The following is a 16,954-nucleotide window of genomic DNA, read 5'->3' as shown; positions in this document are numbered from 1 at the left end:
GGCGGATCAGGGCGCGGGGGCTAGCTGTTCCTCCAGCGCCGCAATGCGGGCGCGGCGGGCGGCCAGCGCCTCGCGCGCGGCATCGAGCGCGGCGGTGAGGGGCGGATAGGCGTCCAGCCCCTCGATCCCCCGGTCGCTGGCCAGCCGGTCGAGATCGATGACCACGGCGGACAGCGCATCGCGGTTGAGATCAAGCTGACCCAGCGCAAGCTGTGCCGACAGCCAGCGGTCGCTGCCCGGCGCACTGCCGCGGGCCGCCGCGACGGCGCGTTCGGTTGTTTTCAGCGCCGTGTCGAATGCCTGTTCTACCGATGCGCGGCTGGCCGCCGCATTGGCGATGGCGGCATCCAGCGCGGGATCGCCGACCGGGGCGGCCACCGGCTGCACCGGCGTCGGCCGGCCCGCCATGCCGTTTTCCACCGGGCGCGGCAGCAGGCTTGGATAATCCTGACGCGGGATGCCGCAGCCGGCGAGCATTGCGGCGGCCGAAAGCGCGGCGATGGACGGGATAATGGGCGAACGGGCAGGGCGTTGGATCATGCCTCCGTCTATGCCTCAGATATTCTGTTCGCAACGGGCTTGCATGATCCGAAAACCCCTTCTATTAGCGCCCCTCCGATGCGCGCCCGTAGCTCAGCTGGATAGAGCATCAGACTACGAATCTGAGGGTCGGACGTTCGAATCGTTCCGGGCGCGCCATGACAAGCCCCGTCGGCATCCAGTGCCGGCGGGGCTTTTCTGTATCCGGCCGCCGCGCCGATCCGCGCATCCGGCATTTCCGTTTGAATGTTCCGGCACCACTCCCTAAGTCCGCGGCCATACCCCCACATGGGCAGGAGAGAGGGCATGACGATTACCGGAGAACTGTTTATTGGTAGCGCTCGCATCGGCACGAGCCAGCGGTTTCATGCCTATAATCCGGCGACGGGCGAAGCGATTGCGGACGCCGGTTTTTCGATGGCCAGCGTTGAGCAGGTCGAGGAAGCGTGCGCGCTGGCCGCTGCTGCCTTTCCGATTTATTCGAACCTGCCGCTGGAACAGCGCGCGGCGTTTCTGGAAGCGGCCGCTGACGAGATCGACGCGCTGGGCGATACGCTGACCGAGCGGGGTTGTGCCGAAACCGGCCTGCCGACCGCGCGGCTGAACGGCGAGCGGGGCCGCACCGTCGGCCAGCTTCGCCTGTTCGCCAAGGAAGTGCGCGACGGCGCGTGGCAGGGCATCCGCATCGATCATGCGATTCCTGACCGCCAGCCGCTGCCGAAATCCGACCTGCGCCTGCGCCGCGTGCCTGTGGGCCCCGTTGCCGTGTTCGGCGCATCCAATTTCCCCCTGGCCTTTTCCGTGGCCGGTGGGGACACCGCGTCGGCCCTGGCCGCGGGTTGCCCGGTGGTCGTCAAGGCACATTCGGCGCATCCGGGTACGTCGGAGCTGGTCGCCGGTGCAATCATCCGCGCGGCGGAAAAGACCGGGATGCCCAATGGCGTGTTTTCGATGGTGACCGGTGCAGGTTCGACCGTTGGTCAGGCGCTGGTCGCCGATCCCCGCATTGCGGCGGTGGGCTTTACCGGATCGCGCGGCGGCGGCACGGCGCTGATGAAGATCGCGGCGGCCCGGCCGGTGCCGATCCCGGTCTATGCCGAAATGTCGAGCATCAATCCCGTCATCCTGATGCCGCACGCGCTGGCCAACCGTGGCGGCGCGCTGGCCGATGCGTTCGTGGCGTCGGTGAGCATGGGTGCGGGCCAGTTCTGCACCAATCCCGGCCTGGTTCTGGCCGTGGACGGGCCGGACCTGGACGCCTTTGTCGAGCGTGCGGGCGGCGGCGTATCTGGCCTTGGCGCGCAGGTGATGCTGACCGACGGCATTCACAAGGCGTTCGAGGAGGGCAAGGCCAAGCTGGCCGCCAGCCCGACCGTGCGCACGGTGGCCACCGGTCAGGCAGCCGAGGGGCCGACGCGCGGCGTCGCCGCCCTTTTCGAGACGAAGGGCGCCGATTTCATCGCCGACCCCGCCCATGCCCATGAGGTGTTCGGCGTATCGTCGCTGGTGGTGCGGTGTGCCGACCTGTCCGAACTGAACGAGGTGCTGCGCAAGCTGGAGGGTCAGCTGACCGCGACGTTGCAGGTCGATGAGGCGGATTATGACGCGGCCCGCAAGCTGATCTTTGCGCTGGAGCAGACGGTGGGCCGGATCATCGTCAATGGCTGGCCGACCGGGGTCGAGGTGACCCATGCCATGGTGCATGGCGGCCCATACCCGTCGACATCGGACGGGCGCACCACGTCGGTGGGTACGCTGGCCATCGACCGGTTCCTGCGGCCCGTCAGCTATCAGGACATGCCCGAGGCGCTGTTGCCGGATGCGCTGAAGGGCGCGGCGGCGGGCGTTCTGGCCCGCGTGGATGGCGCCTGGCACATCTGATCCGGCAGGATCGCACAGCCATGCCAAAGAGGCCGGTTCGCTCTTGCGTTCCGGCCTTTTTTGGCGGAAGCTGATAGCGATAACAGCCTTGGGGAGAGGGCAATGAGGAAAGGCGTGGCGCTCGCACTGAGCGCGATGGTGACGGCGATTGGCGCGGTCGGGGCATTTGCGCAGGCGGGCGGGGAAATCCTGATCACCGATCCTGAAAATGCCGAGTGGAATTTTACCGGCAAGGGGATGCGCACCAAGGTCGTCGAGTCGGAAGGCGCGCCGGGCGGCATGGCAATCGAGGCGAATGTCGCGCGCAAGGGCGCCAATCCATGGGATATCCAGACCGCGATCACGCTGCGTCAGGGATTTGCCGTCGGGGACAAGCTGAGCTTTGGCTTTTATGCCCGTGCGGTGACGGGCGATGCGGGCGGTTCGACCATCAACCTGCCGATCCGCATCCAGCGCACCAGCGCACCCTATGACGCCGCCATCGAGGGCATGGTGACGGTTGGCCCGGAATGGAAATTCCATTGCATTTCCGGCCCGGCCAAGATCGCGTTGCAGCCCAACGAGATGAACGTTTCGGTTCAGATGGCGGGCGACAAGCGGGTCGTTCAGCTTGGCCCGTTCATGGGGTTGATGATCCCGGCATCGTCATCGGCGCAGTTCAGCCGCAAATGCGCCTGATCGCCGTCCCCGGCCCGATCGCCGATTGGCCGGACGGCTTGACAGATGAGCGCGCCAGCGTACTGGTAGCGCTATCAACATTCAACAGCTGATGGGATCCGCCGTGGAGAGGACGCTTTCGCCGCAATCATTGCCCGTGGACTATCAGGACGCGCTGCTCGTCGGGCGGGTCGGCCTGTCGCAGGGGCCGGTGCCGGTCGTGGTCCGGGGCGGCACCGTGTACGACGTGTCGCGCGAGGTGCCGACCGTCGCCGATCTGCTGGACGGGGATGTTTCGGCGGTCAGCGGCCGTGCCATCGGCGATGTCACGGACCTGTCCGTTCCCGGCGGAGAGGGCGGTGCGATCCTGCTGTCGCCCATCGACCTGCAATGCGTGAAGGCGGCGGGCGTGACCTTTGCCGTTTCCGCCATCGAGCGCGTGATCGAGGAGCGGGCGCGCGGCGATTCGTCCGCGGCGGCCGCCATCCGTGCCGAGCTGGAAAGCAAGGTCGGGGACGGCATCCGTTCGGTGGTGCCGGGCAGCGAGCCGGCGATGCGGCTGAAACAGGCGCTGATCGATGCGGGCATGTGGTCGCAATATCTGGAGGTCGCCATCGGCCCGGATGCCGAGGTGTTCACCAAGGCGCCGGTCCTGTCGACGCTTGGCTGGGGATCGGAGATCGGCGTGCGGTCCGATTCCACCTGGAACAATCCGGAGCCGGAAGTGGTCATCGCGGTCAATTCGCGGGGCGAAGCGGTTGGCGCGACGCTGGGCAATGACGTCAATCTGCGCGATTTCGAGGGCCGCAGCGCGCTGTTGCTGGGCAAGGCAAAGGACAACAATGCGTCCTGTTCCGTCGGGCCGTTCATCCGCGTGTTCGATGCAGGCTATACCATGGACGATGTTCGCGCGGCCGAGATCGATCTGTTGATCGAGGGGCCGGAGGGGTATCGCTTGGAAGGGCACAGCTCCATGCGCCAGATCAGCCGGGATCCGCTGGACCTGGTCAAGCAGACGCTGAGTGAGCATCAGTATCCGGACGGGTTCGTGCTGTTCCTTGGCACGCTGTTCGCCCCGGTGCAGGACCGCGACGTGCCGGGCCGCGGCTTTACCCACAAGGTCGGCGACCGGGTGACGATCGCCAATGACCGTCTGGGCCGCCTGATCAACCCGGTGACCACCAGCAAGGCGGCGGCGCCGTGGACCATGGGTATTCGCGCATTTTACCGGAACCTGGCCGAACGCGGATTGCTGCATGACGCTGTTTCGGCTTGATTAAGTCATACAAGTTTGCGCACGGGCAGGGGATGCCCCGTGTGGACAAGGGTTATCGTGACGAAAGGAACTGACATGGCCGAGGCTGATCCGGCTCCGTTGACGCAAGCCGCAGCCCGGCGTGCCATTTATCCAAGCCTGGAGGGCAAGCGCGTCCTGATCACCGGCGGCGGTTCCGGCATTGGTGCCGGGCTGGTCGAGGGATTTGTGGCGCAGGGCGCGCAGGTGACGTTCTTCGACATTGCCGAGGCGGATTCCCAGGCGGTGGTCGAGCGGCTGGACGGCCCGAACCGGCCGAGCTTTCACCGGGTCGACCTGACCGATATCGCCGCGCTGAAGGCCGCGATTTCGGCAGCGGAGGCCGCCGCGGGCGGTTCGTTCGACGTGCTGGTCAACAACGCCGCCAATGACGACCGCCATTCGGTGGAAGAGGTGGACGAGGCCTATTGGGACAACCGGCTGGCGGTGAACCTGAAGCACATGTTCTTTGCCGCGCAGGCAGTGGTGCCGGGCATGAAGGCCAATGGCGGCGGCGCGATCGTCAACCTGGGCTCGATCAGCTGGCATCTGGGGCTGAAGGACTTGCCCCTTTACCAGACGTGCAAGGCGGCCATCGAGGGACTGTCGCGCAGTCTGGCCCGCGATCTGGGCGAGTTCGGCATCCGCTCCACCTGTGTCATTCCAGGCAATGTGCGCACGCCGCGCCAACTGAAATGGTACACGCCGGAGGGTGAGGCCGAGATCGTGGCGGCGCAGTGCCTGAAGGGGCGGCTGGTGCCGGACGACATTGCGGCGATGGTGCTGTTCCTGGCGTCCGACGATGCCCGTCTGGTGACGGGACACAGCTATTTCGTGGACGCGGGCTGGCGCTGACATGACGGTTTGCCTGTCCGATCCGCAATCGGTCTGGTCACTGGGCGCGCCGCTGGGCGAGGGGCCGGTGTGGGTCGAGCGGGATGCCGCCCTGTGGTTCGTGGATATCAAGAGCCACCGGGTCCATCGGTTCGATCCGGCCAGCGGGGACAAAAGAAGCTGGGATGCGCCGGCACAGGTCGGTTTTTGCCTGCCGACCGACAGCGGGCAGTTCATTGCAGGGTTGCAGACCGGACTGGCGCTGTTCGATCCTGCCACGGGCGATTTTACCCCGATCGTCGATCCCGAACCCGATATGCCGGGCAACCGGCTGAACGACGGGGTGGTCGATGGCCATGGCCGCCTGTGGTTCGGGACGATGGACGATGGGGAAGCGGCGGATACCGGATACTGGTATCGGCTGGACGGCAATGCCTGTATCAAGGCGGCGGGGCCGGTGTCGATCACCAACGGCCCGGCGCTGTGCCCGGAAAGCCGGACCATCTATACCGTCGATACGCTGGGCGGGCATGTGTATGCCAGTGACGTGCAGCCGGACGGCACGCTGGCCAACACCCGCCTGTTCACCTCCATCCCGAATGATGAGGGGTATCCCGACGGTCCGTGCGTCGATGCCGAGGGGTGCGTGTGGATCAGCCTGTACAATGGCTGGGGCGTGCGCCGGTATTCCCCGGCGGGCGAATTGCTTGAGGTGGTGAAGTTTCCGGTCAGCGCGATCACCAAGATCGCCTTTGGCGGACCGGACCTGAAGACCGTGTTCGCCACGACGGCGGCAAAGCATCTGGATGCGGCGGGCCGCGCCGCCCAGCCGCTGGCCGGCGACCTGTTTTCATTCCGGGTGGGCGTGCCCGGATTGCAGGGAACAACGATAAAAGGGTTCTGAAGAGGATGATCCATCGCACGTTTGCCGCCGCCCTTCTGCTTGCCGCAGGAGCGGCGCAGGCGGAGCCTGTCATCCTGACCCCGATGAGCAGCCATGCCGTGATCCAGCGGGATCGCCCGGTGATCGTCACCGGCACCGCCGATCCGGGCGAGGCACTGACCATCGCCATGGGCAGCGCGGCGGCGAAGGCCACCGCCGATGCAAAGGGGCGGTGGCAGGCGATGCTGCCCCCGATCAAGGCGGGCGGCGAACCGTTGACCCTGACCGTGACGGGTGCCGGCGGCAAGACGGCGACCATGACCGACCTGTTGGTCGGTGATGTGTGGCTGTGTTCCGGCCAGTCGAACATGGAATATCAGACGCGCAATGCGTTGAACGGACCGGCGCTGGTCGCATCGTCGGCCGATCCGCAGATCCGGCTGCTGCAGATGGAACGGCGGGTCGCCTATGCGCCCGACGCGCCCCTGGACAAGCGGCCGTCATGGGCGGCGGCATCGCCCGACAGCGTGGGCGGTTTTTCGGCGGCCTGTTACCTGATGGTCAAGCAGCTGAAGGCCGAACAGGGCGTGCCGATGGGCGCGATCGACGCCAGCTGGGGCGGCACGGCGATCCGGCCGTGGATCCCGCTGACGGATGCGCGGCCGCTGCCCGGCAATGCAGAGGACGCCGCGCTGCTGGACCAATATGCCGCCGATCCGGCCAAGGCGCTGGCCACCTATGCCGGGCGATGGGGCACATGGTGGCGCAAGGAGACGGGCGACAAGCCAGGGCAGGAACCGTGGAACGCGCCGCAGCGGCTGAACTGGCAGCCGGTGCCCAAGATGACGCCATGGGAGCAATGGGGCGGCGCGACCGCCGAGTTGAACGGCACCGTCTGGTTCGCGCGCGACGTGTCGCTGGACAAGGCAGCGACGGGCAAGGCGGCGACGCTCAGCCTGGCGGGGATCGACGAGCTGGATACGGTGTGGATCAATGGCGTGCCTGTTGGTTCCAGTTTCGGCTGGGGCAGCTGGCGCACCTATCCGGTGCCGGCGGGCGTGCTGAAGCCCGGGCAGAACCGCATCCTTGTTGCCATCGGTGACACCTGGGGGCCGGGCGGCTTCATGGGGCCGGTGGAGCAGATGAAGCTGACCGTCGAGGGGCAGGCGGCCGTGCCGCTGAGCGATGGCTGGCGATATTCGGTCAGCACGGTCAAGGGGATGCCGCCGCGCACGCCGTGGGAAAGCCATTGGGGGCTGTCGACGCTGTACAACGGCATGATCGCGCCGCTGGGACCGATCGCGCTGAAGGGTGCCGCCTGGTATCAGGGGGAGAGCGATGTCGGCACGCGCGGCTATGACAAGCGGATGGCGGCGCTGATGGCCGGATGGCGGCGGCAGTCCGGGGTTGCTGACCTGCCGTTCCTGATCGTCGGGCTGACCAATTACGGGGCGCCGACATGGCAGCCGGTGGACAGCGCATGGGCAGCGACGCGAAACGAACAGCGGCTGGCCGCCGTGAACGATCCCCGTGCGGCCATCGTTACCGCCATCGATATCGGCGAGCGGACGGACATTCACCCGGCAAACAAGAACGAGCTGGCGCTGCGGCTGGCGCGGGCGGCGACGGCGCTGGCCTATGGCGGTGCCAAGTCCCCGTCCGGTCCGCTGGTCAGCGGGGCGCGGCGCGAGGGGAATGACGTGGTGGTGTCGTTTTCCGGCGTCACCGGATCGCTGCGGGCATGGAGCGCGCCGCAGCCGATCGGGTTCGAGCTGTGCGGGGCGGGGGCGGGATGCCGCTATGCCGTCGCGCAGGCCGATGGCGCGACGGTGCGGCTGACCGGCGATGGCAAGCCGGTGGACAGCGTGCGCTATGCGTGGGCCGATGCGCCGGTCGTCAACCTGTTCGACGAAGCGCCGTTGCCCGCCGTGCCGTTCGAGGTGGCGGTCCAGTAAGCAACGGCCGCGCCCTCTGCCCCCACCAGGGGAGAGGGCGGGTCGATCAGTGATTGTGGCGCGGCGTCTTTTCGCTGGTCTTGCGGTACTTGAGCGCGAATTCCATCACGCCGCCTTCGCCCAGCTGACCGGTCTTTTCGCGGAACAGCTCCTCCCACGGGGTCGCGCTTTCGGGCACGGGGGGCAGGCCGTCGGCGGCAAGGCGGCGGTCGATTTCCGCCTGATCGACCAGCGCATTACATTCGCCGGTGTTGAGATCGACGCGGATCATGTCCCCGGTGCGCAGCCAGGCAAGGCCGCCGCCGGCCGCGCTTTCCGGTGAGGCGTTCAGGATCGATGGGCTGTCCGACGTGCCCGACTGACGCCCGTCGCCCAGCGTCGGCAGGCTGCGGATCCCGCGCTGAAGCAGGGCGGCGGGCGGCTGCATATTCACCACTTCGGCAGAGCCGGGCCAGCCGAGCACGCCGGAACCGCGAATGACGAGGATGCAGTTTTCGTCAATCTCCAGCGCGGGGTCGTCGATGCGGTGATGATAATCGTCCGATCCGTCGAACACGATGGCGCGACATTCGAACACGCCCTCATGCCCCGGACGCGACAGATACCGCTGGCGGAACTCGTCCGAAATCACGCTGGTCTTCATGATCGCGAAATCGAACAGATTGCCCTTGAGCACCAGGAAACCCGCCTTGTCGATCAGCGGTTCGGCATAGGGTTTCACGACCTCCCGGTCCGTCGTCGCCCGGCCGGTGATGTTTTCCGCCATCGATTTGCCGGTCACGGTCAGGACGCTGCCGTCCACCCGGCCAGCCTCGATCAATTCGTGCAGCACCGCGGGCACGCCGCCCGCGCGGTGGAACCGTTCGCCCAGATATTTGCCGGCGGGCTGCATGTTGACGAGCAGGGGGACGTCATAGGCATCCTGCCAGTCCTCCGGCGTTACCTCGACCCCTGCATGGCGGGCCATGGCGACGATATGCGGCTGGGCATTGGACGATCCGCCGATGGCGGACACCAGCGTGATCGCGTTGACGAAGGACTGGCGCGTCAGGATGCGTGACGGGCGCAGATCCTCATAGGCCATTTCCACGATCCGCCGGCCGGTTTCGTACGCGATCTGCCCACGTTCGCGATAGGGCGCGGGGATCGCGGCGCAGCCCGGAAGGGACAGGCCAAGCCCCTCTGCCACCGCGTTCATCGTGCTGGCGGTGCCCATGGTGTTGCAGTGCCCGGCGGACGGCGCGGAGCTGGTCGCGGCGCGCAGGAAATCCGCCTCGGTAATCTCGCCCGCCGCCAGTTTCCGGCGGCTGCGCCAGATGACGGTGCCGGAACCGACCAGATCGCCCTCGTCCCAGCCGTCGAGCATCGGGCCGCCGGACAGGACGATGGCGGGGATGTCTACCGTGGTCGCGGCCATCACCTGGCTGGGCGTGGTCTTGTCGCAGCCGGTGGTCAGCACCACCGCATCGATGGGATAACCGTTCAGGATTTCGACCAGGCCCAGATAGGCGAGGTTGCGGTCGATCGCCGCTGTCGGGCGGCGGCAGTTTTCGAAGATCGGATGCACCGGGAATTCGATGCAGACGCCGCCCGCCGCCTCGATCCCCGACCGGACCCGCTTTGCAAGATCCAGATGGATGCGGTTGCACGGGGACAGGTCGCTGCCCGACTGCGCGATGCCGATGATCGGTTTGCCGCTCATGAGTTCTTCGGGCGTGATCCCGTAATTCATGAAGCGTTCGAGATAGAGGGCGGCCATGTCGCTGCGCCCCGGTGCGGCGAACCATTCGCGGGAGCGGAAGGGGCGGGCGGGGGTGCGGGTCACGGGGCAGGTCTCCAGTCAAAAAAAGGGGAGGGCGTCGACGCACCCTCCCCGGATCGATGCGAGGGACGGATCAGCCCTCCATGGCTTCCAGTTCCTTGCCCGCCGTTTCCTTGATGAAGGCGCGGACGAGGAAGAAGCTGATCGTCGCGCAGACGGCATAGAAGCTGTAGCTGCCGGCAAGGCTCCACGCCGCCATGATCGGAAAGGTCTGCGCGATCAGGTAATTCGATCCCCACTGCGCGAACCCGGCTACGGCAAGCGCCGATCCCCGGAACTGGTTGGGGAACATTTCGCCCAGCATGACCCACATCACCGGGCCCCAGCTGACGTTGAAGAAGATCACGTAGAGATTGGCGGCAACGACCGCGAGCATCCCCAGCTGAGGCGACAGCACCAGCTGACCGGCGGGATCCAGCGACCCCTGGCTGAAGGCATAGACCATGGTGAACAGCGTGACGGCCATGCCGGCCGAACCGATCAGCAACAGCGGCTTGCGGCCGATTTTGTCGACCAGCAGGACGGTGACAAAACAGGCGGCGATGGAAACGACGCCCGATCCGATGTTGATCAGCAGCGCGTCATTTTCGGTGAAGCCCGCAAGCTGCCACAGCGTTGCGCCATAATAGAAGATGACGTTGATGCCGACGAGCTGCTGAAACACCGCGAGCAGGATGCCCGCCCAGACGATCGGGCGGAACACAGTGCCGCTGGCCAGCACGTCGGACAGGCGCGGTTTGTGATCGGAGAAGCTGGCCTTGATCTCCGCCGTCTTGGTCGTGGCGGTTTCCGGCCCGAACAGGCGGGTCAGCACCGATAGCGCCTCTGCATCCCGACCCTTGGCGATCAGATAGCGGGGGCTTTCGGGGATGAAGAACAGCGCGATCAGGAACACGGCCGCCGGGATTGCCTGCATCAGATACATCCAGCGCCATGCCTCCAGCCCCAGCCAGAACGGGTTGGTCGACGCACCGGCCGAGGCGGCAAGGGCGTAATTGACCACGAATGCGGCGGTCAGACCGGTGATGATCATGATCTGCTGGATCGTGGTCATGCGGCCGCGGATGTTGGCCGGGGCCACTTCCGAGATATAGGCGGGCGACAGGACGCTGGCCGCGCCGACGGCGATGCCGCCCATCATGCGTGCCATCACGAACAGCGGCTGGGTTTCGGCAAAGCCCTGAATCAGCGCGCCGATGAGGAACAGGAGCGCGGCGAGCATCATCACGTTGCGACGGCCCATCATGTCGGCCAGCCAGCCCGCGGCGGTTGCGCCGACGACGCATCCGATCAGCAGCGAACCGACGGTGAAGCCAAGCCCTTCTTCCGACAGGGCAAAGGCGCTTTTCAGGCCGTCCTGCGTGCCGTTGACTGCGCCGCTGTCATATCCGAACAGCAATCCGCCGATCGTCGCCACCGCGACGATGGCGATGACGAGCGCAAGATTGGTGCGCTCCGCCGTTGTCTGAACCATCTGTTTTCGTCCCCTCCGACCTAACCTGAACGCGCCGGCGCTGATGCCCGACTGTTAGCGGTAACTGAAAAAGCCTATCCGCATCCCGATTGCAAGCGACTTTCGACGAGCGCGGCAATGGTCATCGCCGGGGCGGGGGGCCCGATGACTCGCGCTCGATCAGCTGGAACGGCATGATCTGATCCATGCCATTCGCAACGTCGCTATCCTGACGCCCGGAAATCCGCTTGAGCAACATGCCGACGCCGATTTCCGCCATGTCGGCCGTCGGCTGACGAATGGTGGTCAGTTCCGGCCAGATGGATGTGGCGATCGCGGTGTCGTCAAAGCCGACGATGCTGACATCCTCTGGCACATGCAGGCCCAGCCGGTGCGCGACACCGACGGCGGCGGCCGCCATGTCGTCATTGGAGGCGAACACGGCCGTCGGGCGCGACTTGCTGTCCAGGATACGCTCGGCGGCCTGCATCCCCGAACGAAAGGTGAAATAACCCTGTTCCACCCGCCCCTGCGCCGGATCCAGCCCGGCGGCGGCGAGCGAATCACAAAAGCCGCGATACCGTTCTGCCGACGCGACCTGATTGGGATTGCCCATGATGAAGGCGATGTCGCGATGACCCAGACGGATCAGATGATCGGTCATCGCGCGCGCGGCGGCATAATCGTCGATGCGGACATTCAGGCTGCCCGGCACGAACCGGCCCAGCGCGATCGAGGTATAGGGGATGCCCGCGGCATCCAGTTCGGCCCGGACAACCTTGTTTTCGGACAGGGGCGCAGGCAGCAGCACGCCCTGCACCTCGGTTGCGGCGAATTGGCGCGTCGCCTCGGCCAGTTCCTCGTCGCTTTCCCCTTCGCAGGATTCCAGAACGAGGTGACAACCCGCGCGGCGGGCGGCGTTCAGGGCGCCGATCAGGAACTGGCTGAGATAGCCGACCGACGGATTGGCGTAGAACAGACCGATCTGCGTCGCCTCTCCGGCCGCCAGATTGCGGGCGGCGGTGTTGGGCCGGTAATTCAGCCGCTCGATCGCCTGAAGCACCGCGTTGCGTGTCGCTTCGCGCACATTGGTGCCGCCATTGACGACGCGCGACACCGTCATCGCGGAAACGCCCGCCGCCATGGCGACGTCCTGCACCGTTGGGCTGCCCTGCCGCCTGCGACTAGTTCTCATTTCCCCCGTCCCTTTCGCGGTCTGCTTAATGTTAGGTTGTAACAAACGCAATCGGGGCGGATAGTTGACGGCCAGCGCGTCCAATGTCAGGACATTATGGTAGCGATATCATCAGCCGTGCGGACGACCGCACCGGGGATCAGGAGAGGGGATTTCATGAGCAGCAGCATCTGTGCGCGTGCCATTCTGGCAGCATCGGTCGGCCTGTCGATCGTGGCGGGTACCACGGGCATCGCCATCGCCAAGCCGGGGCGCGAGGCAGCGCCGACAGCGCAGCAGGCGGGCGACCGGCCGATCTACAAGGACGCAGCGCAGCCGGTGGACGTGCGGGTCGAGGACCTCCTGAAGCGGATGACGCTGGAGGAAAAGTTCGCGCAGATGATCGCGATCTGGGGTACCAAGAACAAGGTGCAGGACGCCAAGGGTGTGTTCGATCCGGCCGCCGCCAGCCGCAATTTCCCGCATGGGCTGGGGATGCTGTCGCGCCCGTCGGACAAGCGCGGGGTGGCGCGCGATACGGGTGCCGCCGGTGCGACCGCCGATGTGGTGAACCGCGAGGCGGAGGATACCGCCAATTACGTCAATGCCGCGCAGAAATGGGCGGTCGAGCAGACGCGGCTCGGTATTCCGATGTTCACGCATGAAGAGGCGCTGCACGGTTATGTTGCGCGCGGGGCGACGAGCTTTCCGCAGGCGATCGGCATGGCCAGCACGTTCGACCCCGGGCTGGTCGAGCGGGTCTTTTCCGTGGCGGCGCGGGAGATGCGGGCGCGGGGCGCCAATCTGGCGCTGGCCCCGGTGGTCGATGTCGCGCGCGATCCGCGCTGGGGCCGGATCGAGGAGACCTATGGCGAGGATCCGCACCTGGTCGCCGAAATCGGGCTGGCTGCGATCAAGGGGTTTCAGGGTACCACGCTGCCGCTGGCCAAGGACAAGGTCTATGTGACGCTGAAGCACATGACGGGCCATGGCGAGCCACAGGGCGGCACCAATGTCGCCCCGGCACAGATTTCGGAACGCATCCTGCGCGAGAATTTCTTTCCGCCGTTCGAGCGGGCGGTGAAATCGCTGCCCGTGGCGGCGATCATGCCCAGTTACAACGAGATCGACGGCGTGCCCAGCCATGTGAACCCGTGGCTGCTGGACACGGTGCTGCGCAAGGAATGGGGGTTCAAGGGCATGGTGGTCAGCGATTATTTCGCGGTCGCCGAGACGGTTACGCGGCACCGGATGTTCCCCGACAAGCACGAGGCGGCGGCCCGGGCGATCGAAGCCGGTGTCGATGTGGAGGCACCCGATGACGATGCGTTCAAGCACCTGTCCGAACTGGTCAAGTCCGGCCGGATCAGCGAGGCGCAGATCGACACGGCGGTTCGGCGCATCCTGACGCTGAAGTTCCAGGCGGGGCTGTTCGAGCATCCCTATGTCGATGCAAAGGCGGCGCGGGCGAAGGAGAACACGCCCGACGCCATCGCGCTGGCGCGGGAAGCGGCGCAAAAGGCGATGGTGCTGCTGAAGAATGACAAGGGCGTCCTGCCGCTGAACCCGGACCGGATCGGGCGGATGGCGGTGATCGGTACCCATGCGCGCGACACGCCGATTGGCGGATATTCCGAAGTGCCGCGCCACGTAGTCAGCGTGCTGGAAGGGATGCAGGCCGCGGGCGAGGGCAAGTTCAAGGTGGATTATGCCGAGGGCGTCCGGCTGACCAAATCGCGGTCCTGGTCGGCTGATCCCGTCGATCTGGTCGAGCCGGAGGTGAACGCCAAGCTGGCCGATGAGGCGGTCGAGACGGCGAAGAACGCCGACGTCATCGTGCTGGTGCTGGGCGACAACGAGCAGCTTAGCCGGGAGGCGTGGGCGGACAATCACCTGGGCGATCGGTCGTCGCTCGATCTGGTGGGGCCGCAGGAGGAATTGGCCAAGCGGCTGATCGCGCTGGGCAAGCCGGTGGTCGTCCTGCTGCTGAACGGTCGTCCGCTGTCGGTGAATTATCTGGCGGAGAATGCGCCCGCCCTGATCGAGGGATGGTATCTGGGCGAGCAGACCGGCCATGCGGTTGCCGATGTGGTGTTCGGCAAGGTGAACCCCGGCGGCAAACTGCCGGTCAGCTTTGCCCGGCACGTCGGCCAGCTGCCCATCTATTACAACGTCAAGCCGAGCGCGCGTCGCGGTTACCTGTTCGACACGACCAAGCCGCTGTTCCCGTTCGGTTATGGCCTCAGCTACACCCGATTCGACATCGGCACGCCGCGCGTCACCACGCCGACGATCAAGGTGGGTCAGCCCGCGACGGTCGAGGTGGACGTCACCAACACCGGCGACCGGGCGGGCGACGAGGTGGTGCAGCTGTATGTCCGCGACGACGCGGCGAGCGTCACCCGGCCGATCAAGGAGCTGAAGGCGTTCCAGCGGGTCACGCTGAAGCCGGGGGAAAAGCAGACCGTGCGGTTCACCCTGTCGCCCGATGCGCTGGCGCTGTGGGACATGAAGATGCAGCGGGTGGTGGAACCCGGCACCTTTACCATCATGGCAGGTCCGGATTCGGCTCAGCTGAAGGAAGCGAAGCTCGCCGTGGAGTGACCATCCAAACCCTATTTCTTGACGGGAGAGGGTAAGGCCCGGCCGCTGCTGCGTCGTCCCACCCTCTCCAAGCTGCGCTAGCCGCAGGAGCGGCAAGCTTCGCTATCCTCTCCCGTCAAGGGAGAGGATCGAAGTCGCCTAGTTCGCGCTTTGCGCGAACGGGCCGATGACCGTGCCGACAAATCCGCCGGCCTTTTGCGTGGACAGGATGGTGGCGTCGGTGTTGTCGACGAGCGTCCGCCAATCGCCGCCGCTGGGGGCATAGGCAAGGCTGGCCGTCCCGCCCGTGACGCTAAGGCGAAGGCGGACGGGGCCAACCGCGATCGGGCGTTCGACGAGGATGCGCCCGTCGCGCGGGTCCTTCGCTGACGAACGGACAACGGCGCGGATCACCCGCTGCCCATCCTTTCGCGCCAGCAGGATCGCCAGCCACGCATCATCGCTTTGCAAGCCGACCAGACCGGCGCGGTCGCCATCGCGGCGCGGTTCGAACAGCATCTGCGTTTCGACCGTCGCGTCCAGATGCTGTTGCCGCCGGGCGATGAAGCTGGGGTTGCCATTGTCGCCAAGCCCGACGGCGCGCGGCGTCAGTTTCAGCATCCCGTCCTCGACCCGGTACCAGCTGTCGCGCGGGTTGCGCAGCATCACCCATTCCATGCCGAGTGGCCGGTCAAAGGCATAGCGCACGCTGAACGGCCCGTTGGTCGGCAAGGGGCCGGGCTTTCCGGGCGGCAGGTTGGGCCGTTTCGCGGTCCACGGAATGACCTGACCCGGCCGGGTGATGACCGGCCAGCCATTTTCCCAGGTGACGGGCATCAGGAACGTCTCGCGCCCGATATTGTACAGGTCACCCGAATAGGGGCGCACCGCCAGGAACGGCGCCCACCATTCGCCATTCTGGGTTTCGATGAGGTCGGCGTGACCGGCGGAGGTAACGGGGTTCGGTCGCCCCTCGGGCAGGTCGCGCTGCGTCAGAAAGGGGTTGTTCGGATTGGGCGTGTAGGGGCCGTCGGGCCTGCGCGAGCGAAGCACGACCTGGCTGTGATTGACCGCCGTGCCGCCCTCTGCCGCCGTCAGATAATACCAGCCATCCTTTTTGAAGAGATGCGGCCCTTCGATCCAGACCGGGTTCTTTGACGGGTCCACGCCGCCATCGACCAGGACGGTGCGCGGGCCAAAGGTCTTTAGCGACTTTGCATCGAATTGCTGGATCCAGATGGCGCGGTGCCCGTCATAGCGGGGGGTGCCGACCGGGGCGCCGTTATTCAGCACCCAGGCCCGGCCATCCGCATCGAAGAAGATCGACGGATCGATGCCGCCAACAAGATCGGGCAGAAAGACGGGATCGCTCCACGGCCCGCGCGGATCCTTTGCCGTGATGACGAAATTGCCGTCGCAATCGACACAGGTGTTGATGATGTAAAAGGTGCCGTCATGATGTTCGATCGCGGGGGCGAACACGCCGCGCGACAGGCCGAGCGACTTGAAATCGAGCTGATCGGGCCGGTCGATGGCATTGGCGATCTGGGTCCAGTTGACCAGATCGCGGCTGTGCCAGACCGGAATGCCGGGGAAATGGGCAAAGCTGGAATTGACGAGGTAGTAATCCTCTCCGACGCGGGTGATCGACGGGTCGGGATAATAGCCCTGAAGGATGGGGTTGCGGAACTCGTCGGGGCCGGGCTTTGCCTGAGCATCGACGGGATCGCTGCCGCGATAGGTCAGCCAGTCGAACTGGGCGAGGTTGGCGGGCGGTGGGGCGGTAGCGGGCCCGGCATCGGTCGCGGCGGCGCAGCCGGACAGGGCGAGCGCCGCTCCGGACAGCAGTGCCAGCATCGTTCGATTCATGGTGTTTCC

The 16,954-nt window shown here is 66.1% G+C and carries 12 protein-coding genes and 1 tRNA gene; 8 read left to right on the top strand and 5 right to left on the bottom strand.

From position 1 onward, the window contains the following. Positions 1-6: 6 nt before the first annotated feature. On the bottom strand, positions 7-540 hold the full coding sequence (locus NYR55_RS02350; RefSeq protein WP_260019641.1) for a hypothetical protein: 534 nt from the start codon (positions 538-540) through the stop codon (positions 7-9). 82 nt (positions 541-622) lie between these two features. On the opposite strand from NYR55_RS02350, the gene NYR55_RS02345 reads away from it, so the two are divergent. From NYR55_RS02345 to NYR55_RS02315, 7 genes are all read left to right on the top strand, one after another. Next, positions 623-699 (top strand) — tRNA-Arg (locus NYR55_RS02345). Between the two features lie 147 nt (positions 700-846). Continuing rightward, complete coding sequence (locus NYR55_RS02340) at positions 847-2,421, top strand: aldehyde dehydrogenase (NADP(+)) (protein WP_260019640.1); 1,575 nt, start codon at positions 847-849, stop codon at positions 2,419-2,421. Between the two features lie 114 nt (positions 2,422-2,535). Then, complete coding sequence (locus tag NYR55_RS02335; protein ID WP_260019639.1) at positions 2,536-3,099, top strand: hypothetical protein; 564 nt, start codon at positions 2,536-2,538, stop codon at positions 3,097-3,099. A gap of 103 nt (positions 3,100-3,202) precedes the next feature. Further along, positions 3,203-4,354 (top strand): fumarylacetoacetate hydrolase family protein, encoded by a 1,152-nt coding sequence (locus tag NYR55_RS02330; RefSeq protein WP_260019638.1) that lies wholly within the window; start codon positions 3,203-3,205, stop codon positions 4,352-4,354. A gap of 75 nt (positions 4,355-4,429) precedes the next feature. After that, complete coding sequence (locus NYR55_RS02325; RefSeq protein ID WP_260019637.1) at positions 4,430-5,227, top strand: SDR family oxidoreductase; 798 nt, start codon at positions 4,430-4,432, stop codon at positions 5,225-5,227. A gap of 1 nt (position 5,228) precedes the next feature. Further along, the gene (locus tag NYR55_RS02320) at positions 5,229-6,110 is read left to right on the top strand and encodes an SMP-30/gluconolactonase/LRE family protein (protein WP_260019636.1); all 882 of its coding nucleotides are present in this window, start codon (positions 5,229-5,231) and stop codon (positions 6,108-6,110) included. Positions 6,111-6,115: 5 nt separating this feature from the next. After that, on the top strand, positions 6,116-8,044 hold the full coding sequence (locus NYR55_RS02315) for a sialate O-acetylesterase (protein ID WP_260019635.1): 1,929 nt from the start codon (positions 6,116-6,118) through the stop codon (positions 8,042-8,044). 46 nt (positions 8,045-8,090) lie between these two features. Here NYR55_RS02315 and NYR55_RS02310 read toward each other — a convergent pair whose 3' ends face one another. From NYR55_RS02310 to NYR55_RS02300, 3 genes are all read right to left on the bottom strand, one after another. Further along, positions 8,091-9,869, bottom strand: coding sequence for an IlvD/Edd family dehydratase (locus NYR55_RS02310; protein ID WP_260019634.1), 1,779 nt, complete (start codon positions 9,867-9,869; stop codon positions 8,091-8,093). Between the two features lie 70 nt (positions 9,870-9,939). Beyond that, positions 9,940-11,340 carry a sugar porter family MFS transporter gene (locus tag NYR55_RS02305; protein ID WP_260019633.1) on the bottom strand — a complete coding sequence of 467 codons (1,401 nt, stop codon included), beginning with the start codon at positions 11,338-11,340 and terminating at the stop codon, positions 9,940-9,942. A 121-nt stretch (positions 11,341-11,461) separates the two neighbouring features. Beyond that, positions 11,462-12,478, bottom strand: coding sequence for a LacI family DNA-binding transcriptional regulator (locus tag NYR55_RS02300; protein WP_260019632.1), 1,017 nt, complete (start codon positions 12,476-12,478; stop codon positions 11,462-11,464). 192 nt (positions 12,479-12,670) lie between these two features. Here NYR55_RS02300 and NYR55_RS02295 point away from each other — a divergent pair, with 192 nt between their 5' ends. Beyond that, positions 12,671-15,097, top strand: a complete 2,427-nt coding sequence (locus tag NYR55_RS02295; protein WP_260019631.1) for a glycoside hydrolase family 3 N-terminal domain-containing protein — start codon at positions 12,671-12,673, stop codon at positions 15,095-15,097. A gap of 138 nt (positions 15,098-15,235) precedes the next feature. Here the strand turns inward: NYR55_RS02295 and NYR55_RS02290 are convergent, their stop codons facing one another. Beyond that, on the bottom strand, positions 15,236-16,945 hold the full coding sequence (locus NYR55_RS02290) for a glycoside hydrolase family 43 protein (protein WP_260019630.1): 1,710 nt from the start codon (positions 16,943-16,945) through the stop codon (positions 15,236-15,238). Positions 16,946-16,954 lie beyond the last annotated feature (9 nt).

Origin of the sequence: Sphingomonas sp. BGYR3 (genome assembly GCF_025153455.1) — a bacterium.
GTDB lineage: Bacteria > Pseudomonadota > Alphaproteobacteria > Sphingomonadales > Sphingomonadaceae > Sphingomonas.
Note: the sequence above shows the minus strand (reverse complement) of the source record. Positions and strands in the feature narration are given on the sequence as shown.